This is a genomic window from Streptomyces sp. NPDC016845 (assembly GCF_044332585.1).
Taxonomy (GTDB): Bacteria; Actinomycetota; Actinomycetes; order Streptomycetales; family Streptomycetaceae; genus Streptomyces.
On record NZ_JBIRPI010000008.1, the window covers coordinates 265334 to 281300 of the forward strand.

The window sequence follows — 15967 nt, forward strand, 5'->3', positions numbered from 1 at the left end:
CCCGCTACGTGGCGGACCGCGCCTCCGCCACCACGAGCCCGACCACCGCGACCAGCATCAGCGCGGTGCCCGCCACGGTCGCCGCGGTCAGCCGCTCCCCGAGGAGGGTCACGGCGATGAGCGCCGCGGCGACCGGTTCGAGCAGCATGATCACGGACACCGTGGCCGAGCTGACGACGGCCGCTCCCGCGAAGTACAGGGCGTAGGCGAGCGCCGTCGGCACGGACGCGGTGTACGCGAGCAGCGCCAGGATCTCCAGGGGCTGGGCCGTGTGCGGGACCAGGCCCTCCGCCGCGCCGAGCGGCAGCAGCGCGAGCGAGGCGACCGCGAACGTGGCCACGGTCGTACCGAGGCTGTCACCGGCGCGGCCCGCCCGGCCGAACCACCGGGTGAGCAGCGTCATCACGGCGTACCCGGCCGCGGAGACGAGCGCCCACAGCACACCGAGCGGGCGGACGGTCGCGCCGCCACCGGCCAGGACGAGCACCGTGAGCCCGCCGAGCACGCCCGCGGCGGCGATCGCTCCGCCGCGCCCGAGCCGCTCCCCCAGGGCCGGCCGGGCGCCGAGCGCGATGAGCACGGGGCCCGCGCCGAGCGTGACGACGGTGGCGACGGCGAGGCCCGTCACTCCGACGGCGGCGAAGTAGGCGGTCTGGAACACGGCCAGGCACAGCCCGAGCACGGTGTACCGGACGGCCCTGCGGCCGATCGGCCGGCCCACCGGTCCGGCGGCGGGCCCCCGCCGCAGCACCCGGGCGCCCACGAGCAGGACGAGCCCTCCGGCGCACCGCCAGAACGACAGGGCGGCGGGCCCCAGATCACTCAGCCGGAACACGACGGAGGCGGCGCCGCCCGCGGTGCCCCAGGCGACACCGGCGACGACGAGATACAACAGGCCGCGCCGGACGGGCAGCCGAGGCGCGGAACAGCCATCGGAACGGCCATCGGAACGATCAGCGGTACGAGCAGCGGTACGAGCAGCGGTACGAGCAGCGGTACGAGCAGCGGAACGGGCATCGGAAGAAGGCGCGGCTGAGCCGGCCGAGACAACACGCGACACGTGGATCTCCACGGAAGGGACCCCGCCAGGGCGAGGCCCGAGGGACACGGACCGTCCTGCGCGGACAGCCACGAGTCCCGGGCTGCCCGCGAGCGGGCCCGTCGGCGGCTCTCTCCGCACACGGCACGGCCACGGTCGTGGCCGACGGTTGTGGGGAGATCTCCGCCCACCGGAACGCCCGCCCCGGCGGATCGGCAGCACCGTGCGGACCGGCACCGAGGGTGCCGGTCTCCTCTCACGGCGGCGGATCGCCGGACGTGACGCCCCGGGTCCGACCGGTTGGCCGGACGACGGGCCCTAGGCCCCCGGAGGCGGCAGAACGAGTGCGCGTGCGTGCATGATCCGCACCCTAGACCGCGCCGCCCGACCGGGACAACGCGGTTTCCGCCGGTTCGGCCGCGGTCTGCTCGGGGGCGGGCGCCGCCGGTTTCGAGGACTGCGCGATGAACGCCCCGACCAGCACCACCGCGCCCCCGGTCAACTGCGGCGCCGACAGATGCTCGCCGAGCAGCACCCACGCGAGGACGGTCGCGATCACCGCCTCCAGGCACGCCACGACCCCGGCCACCTGCGGCGAGAGCCGTCGTACGGACACCACCCCGGTGACGTATGCGACGACGGTGGCGAGCAGCACGATCCAGCAGAGCAGCAGCCATGCCGGGACGGCGGTGCCGTTCATGGCGGCGTCGCCCGCGAGCACCGACCAGTCCATGCCCCAGGGCCGGGCGACGACGGTGAGCACGACGGCGCCGATGAGGAGCCCGTACGCGATGACGCCGAACGGATCGGGCACCTCACCGCCGGAGGCACCCGCGTCGCTGCCCTGGTCGGACAGGACGAAGTAGCCCACCTGGCAGCAGGCGGCGGCGAGCGCGAGGAGCAGCCCGAGCACGTCGAAGCTCAGCCCGGCCCACACCTCCACCACGCACGCGAGACCGCCGGCCGCCAGGACGACGCCGAGCGCGGCGGCACGGGTCACGGGCTTGCGCTGGACGAAACGGACCCAGCCGAGGACCAGCGCGGGCGCCAGATACTCGATGAGCAGGGCCACCCCGACCGGGATACGGGAGATCGCCGCGAAGTAGCAGGCCTGCACACCGGCGACGGCGAGCAGTCCGAACCCGAGCAGCAACAGGGGCCTGCGCCGCACGAGGGCGCGGTGGCGCCAGGCGACGGGCAGCATGACGAGCGCGGCTCCGGCCACCCGCAGCCAGACCACGTGGAGGGGGTCGAGCCCCGCCTCGATCAGTGGTTTCGCCGCGACGCCCGAGCCGCCGAACGCGAGCGCGGAGACCAGGGCGAGCCCGAGACCGAAGCCGCGTCCACTGGTGCCCTGACTCTCCTGAGACCCCTTCGACCCATGCACGGGCACATCATGACAGGGCGAGTCAGCACCGTCACCCCCGATGACGCCTGTCTCACAGGACGGACGCACGAAGCGCTCCGCGGCGCGTCGGACGAGTTCAGCCGAGCCGCCGCCGCAGCCGCGCTACCTCCACGCCCGCCCGGCCGAGCACCTCCACCGCCCGGCACTCCGCGTCCGCCGCGAGCGCCGCGAGGACGTCCACGCCGCGCGCCCGCTCGTCCCCACGGGACGCGGCCCGCTCTCCACCCGCCCCCATCGCGGCGGCGGCCGGCGGCGACCAGCCGGGCGCACCCCCGACGACGGGAACGGCGCCGGAGTCCTCCACGGCGCCCTGCCACTGCAAGCCGTAGCCGATGCTGCGCTGCACCAGGTATCCGAGCAGCCGCGCGACCTGCGCCTTGTCGTCGAAGGCCGCCCGCACCTCGGGGTCGGCCTCGAGCAGCGAGTGCAGCAGATGGGCCGTGTCGATCTGCCGGTCGCCGTCCCGCAGCGCACGCCGCCGGGCTCCCGCGACCACCAGGGCCAGCTCGTCACTGAGCGGGGCGGCGGGGGCGTTCGACGGGGTAGGACTCTGCACGTACCCCACCTCATCAGCCCTGATGCACAGGAACATCCCCGGCGAGGAGCATCTTCGCGTCCGACACAAGGTGGGCATACGGCCGCGGCACCTCCTCCTCAGGGAGGAGAGGCAACCACCACCCCCATCCCACTCGTCCGTCACAGACATGGGAAGCGGGTGCTGGATCGTGACCCTGCCCGCGGTCGACGGCAGGCAGTACGCGTACCGGGTGTACGCCCCGGCCGACGCGCTGCCCGCCGACCTGTTCTGGGACGCCTGGCACTGTCACGACGAGGGACCGCACCCGCGCGCGTACGACGTGTTCGACGCGGCGCGGATCGAGCGCATCACCTCCGCGCGCTCCTGACGGTTCATCAGTATTGAATGTTCGAGGCCGGACGGCTACTTTCCGCGACACAGTGACCCGCACCACATCTGCCGAAGGGGTGCCGCATGGCCGAGGTCAGCGCGGAAGCACGTATCGAGGCGCCCGCCGAGAAGGTCTGGGCGCGGCTCACCGACCTCACCTCGTACGGGGAGTGGAACGCCACCCACACCGGCTTCCCCAAGGGCGCTCCCACCAGCCTCGAGGTCGGCGGGCAGTTCGAGGAGGACATGAAGCTGATGGGGTTTCCGGCCGAGGTCGTCTGGACCGTCGAGGAGCTGGCGGCCCCGCGCACGCTCGCGATCGGCGGGAAGGGCCCGATGGGCGTGCACATCAGTACGCGCTACACCCTCACGCCCGACGGGAACGCGACGACGGTCCGCATCGACGGCGCGTTCACCGGCGCCGCCGTCTCCCTGATGGCGGGCAAGCTGAAGGACTCGGCGACGGCCGCGCTCCAGGAGTCCCTGCGCGAACTGGCGGGCCTGGTGACCTGACCCGTACGCCTGCCTCGTGCACCCCGGACGCGGAGAGGCGCCCCGTACATGACGTACGGGGCGCCTCTCGCGCGCTCTGTCTCCCGGTGGCCGAGCCCGCACGGGCTCAGTCCTCGTCGGCGAGGATCAGGTACAGCTTCTTGCGCGCGTCGTTGATCACGGAGAGCGCCTTCTCGCGCTGCTCCTTGCTGCCGGTCTTCCAGACCTGGCCGAACGCCTCCATCAGACCGAAGCCGGCCTGCCGGATCTCGTTCATGGCGTCCCAGTCGACGCCGCGTCCGGCCTCCTCCCAGGGGGCCTCGGGGCCCTCCTCGGCGGCGGTGCGGCCGTCGTCGGTGAGCGAGAACAGCTTCTTGCCGCCCTCACTGGCACTGGCGATCAGGCCCTCGTCCTCGAGCAGCTGGAGCGTCGGGTAGACGGAGCCCGGGCTGGGCTTCCACGCGCCGCCGCTGCGCTCGGCGATCTCCTGGATCATCTCGTAGCCGTGCATCGGGCGGTCCTTGAGGAGGGCCAGGATCGAGGCGCGCACGTCACCGCGGCGCGCTCGCCCCCGGGGTCCGCCACCGCGGCCGCCGCGTCCGCCCCAGGGCCCCGGGCCGAAGCCGGGTCCGAAGGGCCCGAACGCGCGCCGGCCCTCGAAGCCGCCGCGCTCGGATCCGCCCCGGCCTTCGCGGCCGGGTCCGTAGTGTCCATGTCCATGGTCGTGTCCGTGGGTACGCATGGGAATCAGTCCTTTCGTCACTGATCGTGGGTCCCACTGTCCGTGGGTTTCGTCGATCACGATCATTGACCGATCGCGATGCCTCAACGATATATCGGAAGCTTTCGGTTGGCAACACCCTCCGGCAGCCCGGTGTTGTCCCGTCTCACTCAATCGAGTCGTTTTCTCAGCGAACCGAGTCGTTCCGGCTTCTGTCTCAGCGAACCTAGTCGCGCGGTTGAGCGCGCTGGGGGTGCTGGATGGCTGTACCGGCTGGGGTGGAGCAGGCGGAGCCGTGCTTCGAGTTGTCGTACGTGGACGCGGTGCACGGACGCCGTCGGCGTCCGCTGCGGGACTGCGTGACGGGCCGATTCGAGGATGCCGCTCCGGTACGTACGTTCCGGTGGTCCCGCGGTGAGCGTCACTTCCCGGGCTGGTACTGGTCGGCGACGACCGGGCGGCACGTCGGCTTCGAGTCGTGGCTGGAGCGGGACCGGCTGCTGCTGATGGACTTCGACCCGAGCGTGGTGGGGATCAGCTCGCAGCCGTTCTGGCTGCACTGGCATGACGGCGAGCGGGAGCGTCGGCACGCCCCGGACTACTTCATCCGCCGCGCGGACGGCTCCGCCGTGGTCGTCGATGTCCGTGCGGATGAGCGGATCGAGCCGAAGGACGCCGAAGCATTCGAGGTGACGCGCCTGGTCTGTGCCCAGGCCGGGTGGAGGTTCGACCGGTCGGGGATACCGGACGCGGTGCTGCTCGCGAATGTCCGGTGGCTGTCGCGTTACCGGCACCCGCGGTGTCTGCACGACCCGGCCGCGGCCAGGCTCCGGGAGGTCTTCTCAACCCCGGGGCCACTGATGGTGGGGGCGGATACGGCAGGGGACCGGCTGTCGACGCTGCCGGTGCTGTTCCACCTCCTCTGGCTTCAGGTGCTGACCGCAGCGGAGATGACGGTCGAGTTGCTGGGACCTCGCACGATCGTGCACTTGGCCAGCGGAGTTGACCGGTGACCGGCAAGAGGCGGGTGCCGCCGACCTCCCGAATCGCGGAGTTCCCCGCAGTTGCCGCCGATCAGGCCCGCTGGTGGGAGAGGCACATCCTGGAGGTCCTGCACGGTCTGCCGCCGGACGCTCCGGAAGGGACCAAGCCGCGGCCGGAGTTCGACCCGAAACGGCACTCGCTGGCCCAGCGCGAGCGGGCCAAGGCTGCCGAACTGACGTTGGCCGGGCATCAGGTGTCGGCCAGCGGCATCAAGCAACGGCGCCAGCGCTACCAGCGGGATGGGCTGGTGGGGCTGGCGGACGGCCGGTCGGCCAAGCAGATGCAGGCCTTCGGCCAGGTCGACCCGGTTGTGGTGGAGGCGATGCGACAGGCGATCGCCGAGACCGCCGACGCGTCGTCGAGAACCATCGGCTTCACTCTCTGGCGGACCCAACAGATTCTGTCCGGCAGGAAGGAGACCGCCGAGGTTGAGCTGCCGTCTCGGGCCACGCTCTACCGGCTGTTCGACAGACTCGCCGTCGGCACCCACGCCACCGGTTCGGCCCGCACCCGCCGGTCGGTCGGGGCACGTCCGTCCGGGCCATTCGGCGAAGTACCGGCCAGTGCGCCAGGCGAGCTGATGCAGATCGATTCCACGCCGATGGACGTGCTGGTGCGGCTGGATGACGGCGTCGCCGAGAAGGTCGAGCTGACGGCCATGGTCGACATCGCCACCAGGTCGATCACCGCCGCGGTGCTGCGCCCCTCCACGAAGGCCGCGGACGCTTCCGCCTTGTTGGCTCGCAGTGTCACCCCGGAGGCGATGCGTCCGGGCTGGGCGGAAGCCCTGCGGATGTCCCGGTCAGCGTTGCCGCACCGGCGACTGCTGAGCATCGACGAGCGCCTGGAGCACGCGGCCGCCCGCCCGGTGATCGTGCCGGAGACGATTGTCTGCGACCACGGAAGCGTGTTCATTTCGCACGCGTTCAGGTCGTCCTGCCGTTACCTGGGCATCAACCTGCAGCCGGCGCACAAGGCGACGCCGACCGACAAGGGCACGATCGAGAAGACCCTGGGCTCCGTGGCCACGCTGTTCGCCCAGTTCGTCGCGGGATACACCGGCTCGACGACGGACCGCCGCGGCCGCGGCCTGGAAGACGGGCCGCTGTGGTCGCTGCCCGAACTCCAGAACCTCCTCGACGAGTGGATCATCGCCGTCTGGCAAACGAGGCCCCACGACTCGCTGCGCGACCCGGACGCACCGGGGCGGGCGTGCTCGCCGAACGAGAAGTACGCGACGCTGCTTGAATCCTGCGGATATGTGCCGGTGCCGCTCGGCGGGGAGGACTACGTCGAGTTGCTGCCCGAGCGCTGGCAGGCGATCAACGCTTACGGGATCCGGGTCAAGCGCCGCACCTACGACAGCCCAGAGTTGAACCCGTTGCGCCGCCAGAGCTCGGGGGTGACGGCGAAGAAGGGTCTGTGGGAGGTCCACTACGACCCCTACGACGTGTCCCGGATCTGGGTACGCGACGCCCGCGCTGATCGGTGGATCTCCGTGTTTTGGAAGCATCTGCACCGCGTCGGCGTCCCCTTCGGTGAGCTGGCCTGGGACCACGCTCGCGCCCAGGTCCCCGGCGGCACCGAGGAACAGATCGCGGATGCGGCTGCGGCCTTGCTGCGGCGGGCCCACGACGGTCCCTCTGCGGAGAAGGCCCCTCCGGCCAAGCGTTCACGCCGCGACCGTCGCGTCGCCGCTCGTACTCGGGCCACCTCAACCGACCGCCCGGTCCCTGATCCGCCCGCCAACGACCCCGCAGGCAACGACGAGTCGGACGCCGAGCTCGCCGATGTCATCCCGCTGGGTCTGTTCGACCCGCTCGCCAACCCCTGGAGGCGACCATGACCCTTTCCTGCCCAGCGGCCGGGCCCACGACAGTGCAGGAGGCCGACGCTGAGGCGAACCGGCAGCTGACCACCCTGGCCGGGTGGCGGAAGTTCGTCGACGGACCGCCCCCACCCCCGGGCCGACTGTCCCCAGGACAGTTGAAGCAGCTGTCACCGACCGAGCGCGACCTTCACGACGAGGACCGCCTCGACCATCACGCCCGGATGCTCACGGTCTCCACATCGTTCGTGGAGAAGACACGGATCTGCGGCCGTCGTCTGGTCCTGCTGAACCGGCACGCGATCAGCGCCCGCCGCGGGCTGATGGTCTCGGGCCTTCCAGGCACCGGCAAGACCAGCGCCATCGCCCAACTCGGCCGCGCTCACGAACTACTCGACCGGGCCCGTCACCCGCAGATCTCCGACCGAATTCCGGTTCTCTACATCACGGTTCCACCTGCTGCGACTGCACGCATGGTCGCGGCGGAGTTCGCCCGGTTCCTGGGACTGCCGGTCCGTCCCCGGTCGAACATGACCGACATCATCGAGGCCGTGGTGGGCGTCTGCACCGACACCCGCACGGGTCTCGTGGTCGTCGACGAGATCCACAACATCTCGCAGAGAACCCAGGCCGGCGCCGAGGTCTCCGACACCTTGAAGTACTTTTCCGAGCGCATCCCCGCCACCTTCGTCTACGCCGGCATCGGTTTGGAGACCAGTGAACTGCTGGTCGGCACGCGAGGCGCTCAGATCGCAGGCCGCTTCACCCTCGTCCCCACCGGCCCGTTCCCCTACGGCGACGAATGGAAAGGGCTGATCGCGACCATGGAAGAGACCCTGCTCCTTCACAACCATCCACCGCGCGGCCTGATCAAACTGGACCGCTACCTGCACAACCGCACCGACGGGATGATCGGAGCCCTGTCCCACGCCATCCGCGGCGCCGCAATCGACGCGATCCTCAACGGCACCGAGCGCGTCACCAAAGAAGGCCTCGACGCCATCCCCCTGGATCACGCCGCGGAATCCGTTCGTCCCGCCCGAAAGCCGACCAGGCAGCGATGATCGATATCCCTCCTCCCCGCCTGCCGATCTACGTTCGCCCGGCCGACGACGACACCATCGACTCCTACATCCGCCGCCTGGCGCACGCCAACCACCTCCCGCCCGCTGATCTGCGCTCCCACCTCTGCGCGATGGGCTCCCTCGGCCCGCCCCTCGTCGAGAAAGTGGCCGCGATCACGGGACGCCCCCTTACTGACCTGCAACGAGCACTGAACGACACGCGATGCAGCAACTGTTTCCAGCCCCTACGCTCCCGGACGGTCAAGGGCCGACCCGCACGATGGGCCACCCATAGAGCACCCTGCGCCCAATGCGGCACCGTCATCGAACGCAACCGCCCTTTTCGCTGGTGCTCCGAACCTTGCAGGCAAGCCTCCTACGAAGCCCGGTGGGCCAAGGGAGAGTGCGGACACTGCGGGCAGGATCTGCAGCAGCCGACAAGCTCCTCACGCGGAAGTCGGTGCCGGCCGGTGTGGTGTTCCCGTATCTGCCGCGCTGCAGCCCACCGTGAACGCCTCAGAGCCCTCCCCGACCTTCTCCATCTGCGGGAACGCGACGAGTAGTGCCACCGAGACAGCCACTTCCGCGCACCGTCCCCCTCTTTCACAACGAGACCCTGGACTCTTTCCTCCACAGGCTCGCCGCCGCCAACCACCTACCGGCCGACCAGTTGCTGCCCCTACTGGAGATCCGGCGCACCAAGAAGACCCCGTCCACCACACTCCTTGAGCCTCTCGCCGCCGCAGCCGGCGTCCGCCAACGCACTCTGGAACTGGCTCTGCCTGAATTCCTCGATGCCGACGCCGACACCATCGACAAGCCCGGCACCATCGGCCGTCCGCGCTCAGCCCTGCACACCGCCATCCAGCGTCCTGCCTGCCGCCGTTGCACCCACGCCGCAGGCATCACCATGACCGTGACCTGCTGGACCACTCATGACCGCAACGTCTGCCTCCGCCACCGCCTCTGGATCGGCAACGGCATCGCCAACGCCGACGAGCAAGTCGACATCAGCAGGCTCCCCGACACGCTACGAGCCCAGAGACACCACCGAAACCTGGTGGCCCGCCACGGCCGCCGCTGGGTTCGCAACGTTTACCCGGATGCGCGCAAGATCTACTTCACCTGGCTGCAGCAGACCGCTGATCCGTTCGATCTGCTTGACACTGCACGCCGCATCCTCACCGACGGCACTGGGAAACCGCCCTCTCCCGACCTCACGCTCACGATGGTCTTCCACCCACAAGTCGTGACGCTCGCCGGACTTCTCGCCGGCCGGGAGTGGGAACACCGCGCCGTCGCCACTGGCCACGTCACCTGGCTCGTCGAGCAGATCACCGTCCGCAACATCCTTCTCGGCTACGTCCCCAAAGACCGCAAGGACCCCCTGATCCAATGGGTGGAGCAGCATTTCTCCACCCACAAGTTCGTCGCCTTCCACCGAAGCCCGCGGATCTACGACGCATTCTTCCCTCGCGAAACGATCCCGCCACCGCGCCAGCCCGGTGAAGCCGACGCGGAAACACGGTGGAGCCCGTTCCACCCCTACTACCGCTGCTGAACGTGCGTATGCCGGATCGGTGTCGTTCCGCCGCGAGAGAAGGGGACCCTCGTGACTCTTGACCTTGCCCAAAGGTGAAGGCCGACAGTGTCTGCGGCAACCAAGCCGACGAACTGAGCGTGATTGGCTTTGACCGAGCCCGCATGAGAGGAACCTGCATGGATGACGACGCTCTCCTGGCAGAGCAGAGGGCCTACTACAGGGCCGCCGCGCCCGAATACGACCGGCCCTACGCAGAGTACGAGGCCCTGCAGCAATTGCTGGCTGTCGTCGATGACCTCCCGATTGGCGGGGATGTGCTGGAGCTGGCCTGCGGAACGGGCCAGTGGACCCGGAGGCTTGCCGCACGGGCACGTTCAGTGACGGCCGTCGACGCAGCAACCGAAGTATTGGCCCTCGCTCGGGAGCGCACCACATCCCCCACCGTCCAGTTCATCGAGGCCGACCTGTTCCAGTGGCAGCCGCCACGGCGCTACGACACTGTGTTCTTCGCCTTCTGGCTCTCCCACATCCCGCCGACGCGGTTGCCCGACTTCTGGAACACCGTCTCGGCCGCACTCGCGCCGGGCGGCAAAGTAATCTTCATTGACGACGGCCCCGCCGCAGCCACATACGAGGAAGTCCTTACCAACCAGCCGACCCCGGCAGCGCTGCGTCGGCTCGATGACGGCAGCCAATACCGCATCGTGAAGGTATTCCACGACGCCCAGACCCTCACGGACGACCTCACCGCGCTGGGCTGGTCAGTCCACATCCAGACCAAAGCCGGGAACTTCATCGGCATTGCAGAACCGCCGACCACCGTCGGCTGACGAGACACCGGGCTGCTCGGCTCAGCCCTTTTTGACCCCGAGACCGTGAGTCTGTCTCAACGAACCCAGTCCATGCGTCTCAGCCAACCGAGTCCACACACGTCAACGGCATGCAGGCGACTAACTTCGTTGAGACAGGACAGGTGTCCTGTGACAGCGAATCTCGTTCGATTGCCACTGAAGTTTGACCACCGGTACGTTCCTGCCACTGAACTTTGACCGTTGCGGTTTTCTTGAGCCTGGTGAGCGTTGTCGCGGGTCGTTGGGCCAGTTGTGGAGTACGCAGTTCGAGGGCGTCCAGCCGGTACGTGAGTTCCGGTGGACGAAGGATGGGGAGACCTTCCCGGGCTGGTACTTCGCGGCGACGACCGGTAGCCACGTGGGCTACGAGTCGTGGCTGGAGCGGGACTGCCTGATCTTGCTGGACCGTGATCCGAGGGTGGTCGGGATCGCCTCGCAGCCCTTCTGGTTGCACTGGCAGGACGGTCCGGAACAGCGTCGCCATGCGCCTGACTACTTCGTACGCCTTGCTGACGGGCGGGCCAGGGTGGTCGATGTCCGATCCGCGGACCGGCTGGACGATCGGACCGGGGAGGCGTTCGCGGCGACGCGTCGGGCCTGTGAGGCGGTGGGCTGGGAGTTCGCGTGGATGGGCACGCCCGAGCCGGTGTTCATGGCGAATGTGCGCTGGCTGGCCCGCTACCGGCGGACCCGCTCGGGGCGCCCGGAAGGGGTGGCGGCCGCGCTGGTGGAGGTCTTCGAGGAGCCGCTGCCGTTGTGGTCGGGAGCCGGGCGGGTGGGCGACCGGCTGCAGGTCCTGCCGGTGCTGTTCCATCTGCTGTGGTCCGGGCGGCTGGGCACGGACCTGGAGTCAGCGGTGCTGGGGGCGGACACTCTCGTCTGGACCGAGGGGCGGGCGGCATGGGCAGGATGAAGCGGCCGGGGCGGGTCGCGGTCGGTGTCCGGGTGCGGTTCGAGGGCCGGATCCGTGGAGTGCTCGCCGTTGCTGCCCAGGCGGTGACGCTGACGGACGGCGAAGAGCCGTATCGGGTCGTGCCGTTGCTCGAGTTGTTCGCGGCGGCCGATTTCGAGGTCGTGAACAGCCCGGTTCGGATGCCGTTGCCGGCGGCCTCGCTGCTGGAGGCGTTTCCCGCCCGGGAGGTGGAGAGGGCTCTGTGGTGGGAGGGCCACATCCTGGAGGTCCTGCACGGGTTGCCGCCCGAAGCCGGGCCCGGCACGGCGGTCCGGCCTGAGTACGGGCCGGAGCGGTCCTTGACCGCCCGGCAGCGGGCGAAGGCCGCTGAGCTGACTGCCGCTGGTCACAAGGTCTCTGCCAGTACGGTCGCCCACCGGCGGCGGCGCTACCAGGAACGCGGGGTGCCGGGCCTGGCCGATCACCGGCCGGTCCGCAGGACGGCCGAGTTCGGGGAGGTCGCCGATGCGGTGGTGGCCGCGATGCGGCAGGCGATCGAGGAAGCGGTGGACGCCTCGACCCGCACGGGGACGTTCATCTTGTGGCGGACCGGCGAGATCCTCGAAGAAGCACCTGACATGCAGGGGGCTGGGCTTCCCTCGCAGCGGACGCTCTACCGGCTGCTGGCGAAGCTCACCCCGGGCACCCACACGTCCGGTTCGGCGGTGACCCGCCGGTCCAGGGCCCACGGGGCCACGACGCCGCACGGGGAACTGCCCGTGTTCGCGCCGGGCGAGGTCATGCAAATCGACTCCACCCCGCTGGACGTGCTGGTCCTGCTCGACAACGGCGTCACGGGCAGAGTCGAGCTCACCGCCATGATCGATGTCGCGACCAGGACGCTGACCGCGGCGGTGCTGCGGCCGACCACGAAGGCAGTGGATGCCAGCGTGCTGCCGGCCCGCACCGTCACCCCCGAACTGATGCGGCCGGGCTGGACGGACGCGCTCAGGATGTCGCGCTCGGTGCTGCCGCACCGAAGGCTGCTGGCCCTGGACGAGCGGAAACGGCTTCCTCGGGCTCCAGAGCAGAAGGCCCCCTGCAGAGAGTGCGGCAAGAGCATGAAGATCCAGCCCGGACAGCGCTACCGCCTGTGTTCATCCGCCTGCCGACGGGCCAACTACCTCAAACACGAAGAAGAGTGGTTAGCCGAAGCAGACCCGGCCGATCCATCCGGACCACGCATCTGCCCCGTCTGCGACGGCCCGATGTTCTCAGCAGCACGCCGGACATGCTCAGACCGATGCCGCCAGCGAGCACGTCGCCAACAGCTCAGGCCGCCTCCCGCGAACCCGCCTTCGCCACCGCCGACACCACAGCCCGCACCACCACCCCAGCCACCCGAACCAGCCCACACGGCATCAACGAGACCCTGCGAGACCTGCGGAGGACCACTACCAGCAGGGCCCTGCCAGCAACAACGCCGGACGTGCTCACAGCGCTGCCGCCAGAAGGCATACCGGCAGCGGAAGGCGCAGCAGCCTTCTAGGCTGGCGCGGTGACTGATGAACAGGAGCAGGTGCAGCCGTCGGGAGTGTGGGCCACGGCGGTGGGGGTGGCCGGGGTGCGAGCGCTGGAATCCGAGCGGGAGAACGCGCTGTTCCGCGACCCACTGGCACAGGCCTTCGCCACCGCCGGCGGCCTGTGGCCCTCCTCGCCGCCGCTGCCCGATGACGAGGCCGCGCAACGCCGCCGGCGGGCCGTGTCGTACTCCATCGTCATCAGGACGAAGTTCCTCGACGACTTGTTGCAGCAGGCCTCCGCGTCCGGGGTCCGGCAGGTCGTGCTGCTCGGCGCCGGCATGGACAGCCGGGCCTTCCGGATGGACTGGCCCGAGGGCACCCGGCTGTTCGAGGTCGACACCGCCGCGCCACTGGACTTCAAGGCTTCGGTGCTGCGCCAAGAGCGCGCCGTCGCACGCTGCGAGCGGATCACCGTCGCGGTGGATCTGCGTGAGGACTGGCCAGGCGCGCTGGCCGCCGCAGGGCACGACCCGGCGGTGCCGACCGCGTGGATCGCCGAAGGACTGCTGATCTATCTGCCCGAGGACGCGGTGGAGCTGCTGCTGGCCCGGATCACCGCGCAGTCGGCGCCAGGCAGTCGGATGGGGCTGACGTTGGGCTCGCGCGGCGTGATCGAGCGCTTCGGCGCGGACGCCGTGCCGGGATCGGCGGCGTCCATGTGGGTCTCGGAGATGCCCGACGACCCGGTGGGCTGGCTGGCCGGGCACGGCTGGGAGGCCGACAGCCACACTCTGCGCGAGCGCGCTGCCGCCTACGGCCGCCCTATCAGCACCCCTCCGCAGCGCGAGGAACGGCCCGGCGGACTGATCTCGGCGGTCCGCCGGTAGAGCGCCTCCTGGCGGTCAGACTTCAGTGGCAATCGGTCAAGGTTCACTGTCACAGGACACCGGAACAGGGGCCAGGCGCGCCGGATTGGCCTTGGCCAGGGCGGCGCGGCGTCGTCTAGCGTCCGTGACATGCGTATTCGTATCGTCGACGCCTTCACCGACCGCCCTTTCGCCGGCAACCCCGCGGGTGTCGTGCTTCTGGACGCCTTCCCGGACGACGCCTGGCTGCAGAACGTCGCCGTCGAGGTCAACCACGCCGAGACCGCCTTCGCGCACCCGCTGCCGGAGGGCGGCGACGCGGACTGGGCGCTGCGCTGGTTCACCCCCGGCACCGAGGTCGACATGTGCGGCCACGCCACGCTCGCCACCGCGCACGTCCTGCACTCCACGGGGGTGACCACTGGCCCGGTCAGGTTCGCCACGCGCAGCGGCGTACTCGTCGCGGCCCCGCGGGACGACGGCTCGTACACCCTCGACTTCCCGACGGCCCCGCTCACCGGGGAACCGGCGCCGGCGGGGCTCGCGGAGGCGCTCGGCGCCGAGCCGGTCTCCGTGCACGACACGGGCCGCTTCGTCGGCGACCTCGTGGTCGAACTGGCCGACGAGAAGACGGTCCGGGCCCTCGCCCCCGACCTCAAGGCGCTCGTCGGGCTCTCCGCGCGCGGCATCATCGCGACGGCCCGCGCCGAGGACCCGTCGCGGGGCTACGACTTCGTCTCGCGCTGCTTCTTCCCGGACGTCGGAATCGACGAGGACCCGGTCACCGGCAGCGCGCACACGGCCCTCGCCCCGTTCTGGGCGAAGCGGCTCGGCCGCACCGTCCTCACCGGTCTGCAGGCGTCGGCGCGCACCGGCCTGGTCCGCGTCGACCTGCGCGGCGAGCGCACGCTGCTCAGCGGTCGCGCCGTCACCACCATCGAGGGCGAACTACTGGTGTAGCGGACCGGCGCAGTGCTCAGGCGGTGGGCAGCCAGTCCACCTTGCCCGCGAGCAGGGCGTATCCGACGAACGCGCCGATGTCCAACAGGGAGTGGGCCACGACCAGTGGCCCGACCCTCCCCCAGCGCCGGTACAGGTAGGCGAAGACGACGCCCATCGCGAGGTTGCCGAAGAACCCGCCGATGCCCTGGTACAGGTGGTACGAGCCGCGCAGCACGGACGAGGCGACCAGCGCCGTGCCGGGCGTCCACCCCAACTGGCGGAGTCTGCGCAGCAGATACCCGACGACGATGACCTCTTCCAGTACGGCGTTCTGCACCGCCGACAGGATCAGCACCGGGTACTTCCACCACACGTCGGGCAGCGCCTCCGGCACCACCGTCAGATTGAAGCCGAGGCCGCGCGCCGCGAGGTAGAACGCGATGCCGGTGCTGCCGATGACGGCGGCCAGCCCGGCGCCGCGCGCCCCGTCGAACCACGGCCGCGTCCGGTCGAAGCCGATCGTGCGCAGGCCCGCGCCCTCACGCAGCAGGAAGTGCGCGACCAGCGCGACGGGCACCAGCGCGCTCGCGATCCCGAACAGCTGCCACGCGAGATCGAGCCACGGCCTGCCGGGCGCCGCCGACGCGTTGAGCGTGGCCGCCTGGTCCTTGAGACCGCCCGGTTTCGTGACCGAGCCCACAAAGCTGATCAGGGCGGACACCCCGCTCGCGCCGAGCGACAGCCCCAGTACGAGAAGCGTCTCGTCCCGCAAGATTCGTCGCGGGAGCCCCCCGCCGGGAAGAGAATCAGCCACCGTCCCCGCCTCCACCTGCACACCTGCCTTACT

At 70.3% G+C, this 15967-nt stretch carries 16 protein-coding genes; 11 read left to right on the plus strand and 5 right to left on the minus strand.

The window, feature by feature from the left end; genetic code table 11:
• Positions 1-4: 4 nt before the first annotated feature.
• The 3 genes from ACH4RC_RS22245 to ACH4RC_RS22255 form a co-directional block, all read right to left on the minus strand.
• A complete protein-coding gene (locus ACH4RC_RS22245; RefSeq protein WP_398203516.1) occupies positions 5-892 on the minus strand; it encodes a DMT family transporter in 888 nt (295 codons plus the stop codon).
• A gap of 517 nt (positions 893-1409) precedes the next feature.
• Positions 1410-2426 carry an EamA family transporter gene (locus ACH4RC_RS22250; RefSeq protein WP_398203518.1) on the minus strand — a complete coding sequence of 339 codons (1017 nt, stop codon included), beginning with the start codon at positions 2424-2426 and terminating at the stop codon, positions 1410-1412.
• 97 nt (positions 2427-2523) lie between these two features.
• Positions 2524-3039 carry a Clp protease N-terminal domain-containing protein gene (locus ACH4RC_RS22255; protein ID WP_398203521.1) on the minus strand — a complete coding sequence of 172 codons (516 nt, stop codon included), beginning with the start codon at positions 3037-3039 and terminating at the stop codon, positions 2524-2526.
• Positions 3040-3151: 112 nt separating this feature from the next.
• Between ACH4RC_RS22255 and ACH4RC_RS22260 the strand changes: the two genes are divergently transcribed.
• Entirely contained in the window at positions 3152-3352 is a 201-nt protein-coding gene (locus tag ACH4RC_RS22260; protein ID WP_398203523.1) for a hypothetical protein, read from the plus strand.
• An 86-nt stretch (positions 3353-3438) separates the two neighbouring features.
• Positions 3439-3867 (plus strand): SRPBCC family protein, encoded by a 429-nt coding sequence (locus ACH4RC_RS22265; RefSeq protein WP_398203525.1) that lies wholly within the window; start codon positions 3439-3441, stop codon positions 3865-3867.
• 106 nt (positions 3868-3973) lie between these two features.
• Here ACH4RC_RS22265 and ACH4RC_RS22270 read toward each other — a convergent pair whose 3' ends face one another.
• Positions 3974-4588, minus strand: coding sequence for a PadR family transcriptional regulator (locus ACH4RC_RS22270; RefSeq protein ID WP_398203527.1), 615 nt, complete (start codon positions 4586-4588; stop codon positions 3974-3976).
• Positions 4589-4827: 239 nt separating this feature from the next.
• Here ACH4RC_RS22270 and ACH4RC_RS22275 point away from each other — a divergent pair, with 239 nt between their 5' ends.
• The 9 genes from ACH4RC_RS22275 (at position 4828) to ACH4RC_RS22315 (ending at position 15138) form a co-directional block, all read left to right on the plus strand.
• The gene (locus ACH4RC_RS22275) at positions 4828-5580 is read left to right on the plus strand and encodes a TnsA-like heteromeric transposase endonuclease subunit (RefSeq protein ID WP_398203530.1); all 753 of its coding nucleotides are present in this window, start codon (positions 4828-4830) and stop codon (positions 5578-5580) included.
• 353 nt (positions 5581-5933) lie between these two features.
• Positions 5934-7457, plus strand: coding sequence for a Mu transposase C-terminal domain-containing protein (locus tag ACH4RC_RS22280; RefSeq protein ID WP_398203602.1), 1524 nt, complete (start codon positions 5934-5936; stop codon positions 7455-7457).
• The gene (locus tag ACH4RC_RS22285; RefSeq protein ID WP_398203532.1) at positions 7454-8503 is read left to right on the plus strand and encodes an ATP-binding protein; all 1050 of its coding nucleotides are present in this window, start codon (positions 7454-7456) and stop codon (positions 8501-8503) included. The genes ACH4RC_RS22280 and ACH4RC_RS22285 overlap by 4 nt, the downstream gene beginning before the upstream one ends.
• 562 nt (positions 8504-9065) lie before the next feature.
• Complete coding sequence (locus ACH4RC_RS22290; RefSeq protein ID WP_398203535.1) at positions 9066-10064, plus strand: TniQ family protein; 999 nt, start codon at positions 9066-9068, stop codon at positions 10062-10064.
• 158 nt (positions 10065-10222) lie between these two features.
• Positions 10223-10876: a class I SAM-dependent methyltransferase gene (locus ACH4RC_RS22295; protein ID WP_398203605.1), complete on the plus strand. Its 654-nt coding sequence runs from the start codon at positions 10223-10225 to the stop codon at positions 10874-10876.
• Between the two features lie 184 nt (positions 10877-11060).
• The gene (locus tag ACH4RC_RS22300) at positions 11061-11810 is read left to right on the plus strand and encodes a TnsA-like heteromeric transposase endonuclease subunit (protein WP_398203538.1); all 750 of its coding nucleotides are present in this window, start codon (positions 11061-11063) and stop codon (positions 11808-11810) included.
• Complete coding sequence (locus ACH4RC_RS22305; RefSeq protein WP_398203540.1) at positions 11798-13351, plus strand: hypothetical protein; 1554 nt, start codon at positions 11798-11800, stop codon at positions 13349-13351. Before ACH4RC_RS22300 ends, ACH4RC_RS22305 begins: the two co-directional genes overlap by 13 nt.
• Positions 13348-14199 (plus strand): class I SAM-dependent methyltransferase, encoded by an 852-nt coding sequence (locus tag ACH4RC_RS22310; protein WP_398203543.1) that lies wholly within the window; start codon positions 13348-13350, stop codon positions 14197-14199. Before ACH4RC_RS22305 ends, ACH4RC_RS22310 begins: the two co-directional genes overlap by 4 nt.
• A gap of 129 nt (positions 14200-14328) precedes the next feature.
• Positions 14329-15138 (plus strand): PhzF family phenazine biosynthesis protein, encoded by an 810-nt coding sequence (locus tag ACH4RC_RS22315; protein ID WP_398203546.1) that lies wholly within the window; start codon positions 14329-14331, stop codon positions 15136-15138.
• Between the two features lie 16 nt (positions 15139-15154).
• On the opposite strand, the gene ACH4RC_RS22320 is transcribed toward ACH4RC_RS22315, so the two are convergent.
• Entirely contained in the window at positions 15155-15955 is an 801-nt protein-coding gene (locus ACH4RC_RS22320; protein WP_398203548.1) for a CPBP family intramembrane glutamic endopeptidase, read from the minus strand.
• Positions 15956-15967: the final 12 nt, after the last annotated feature.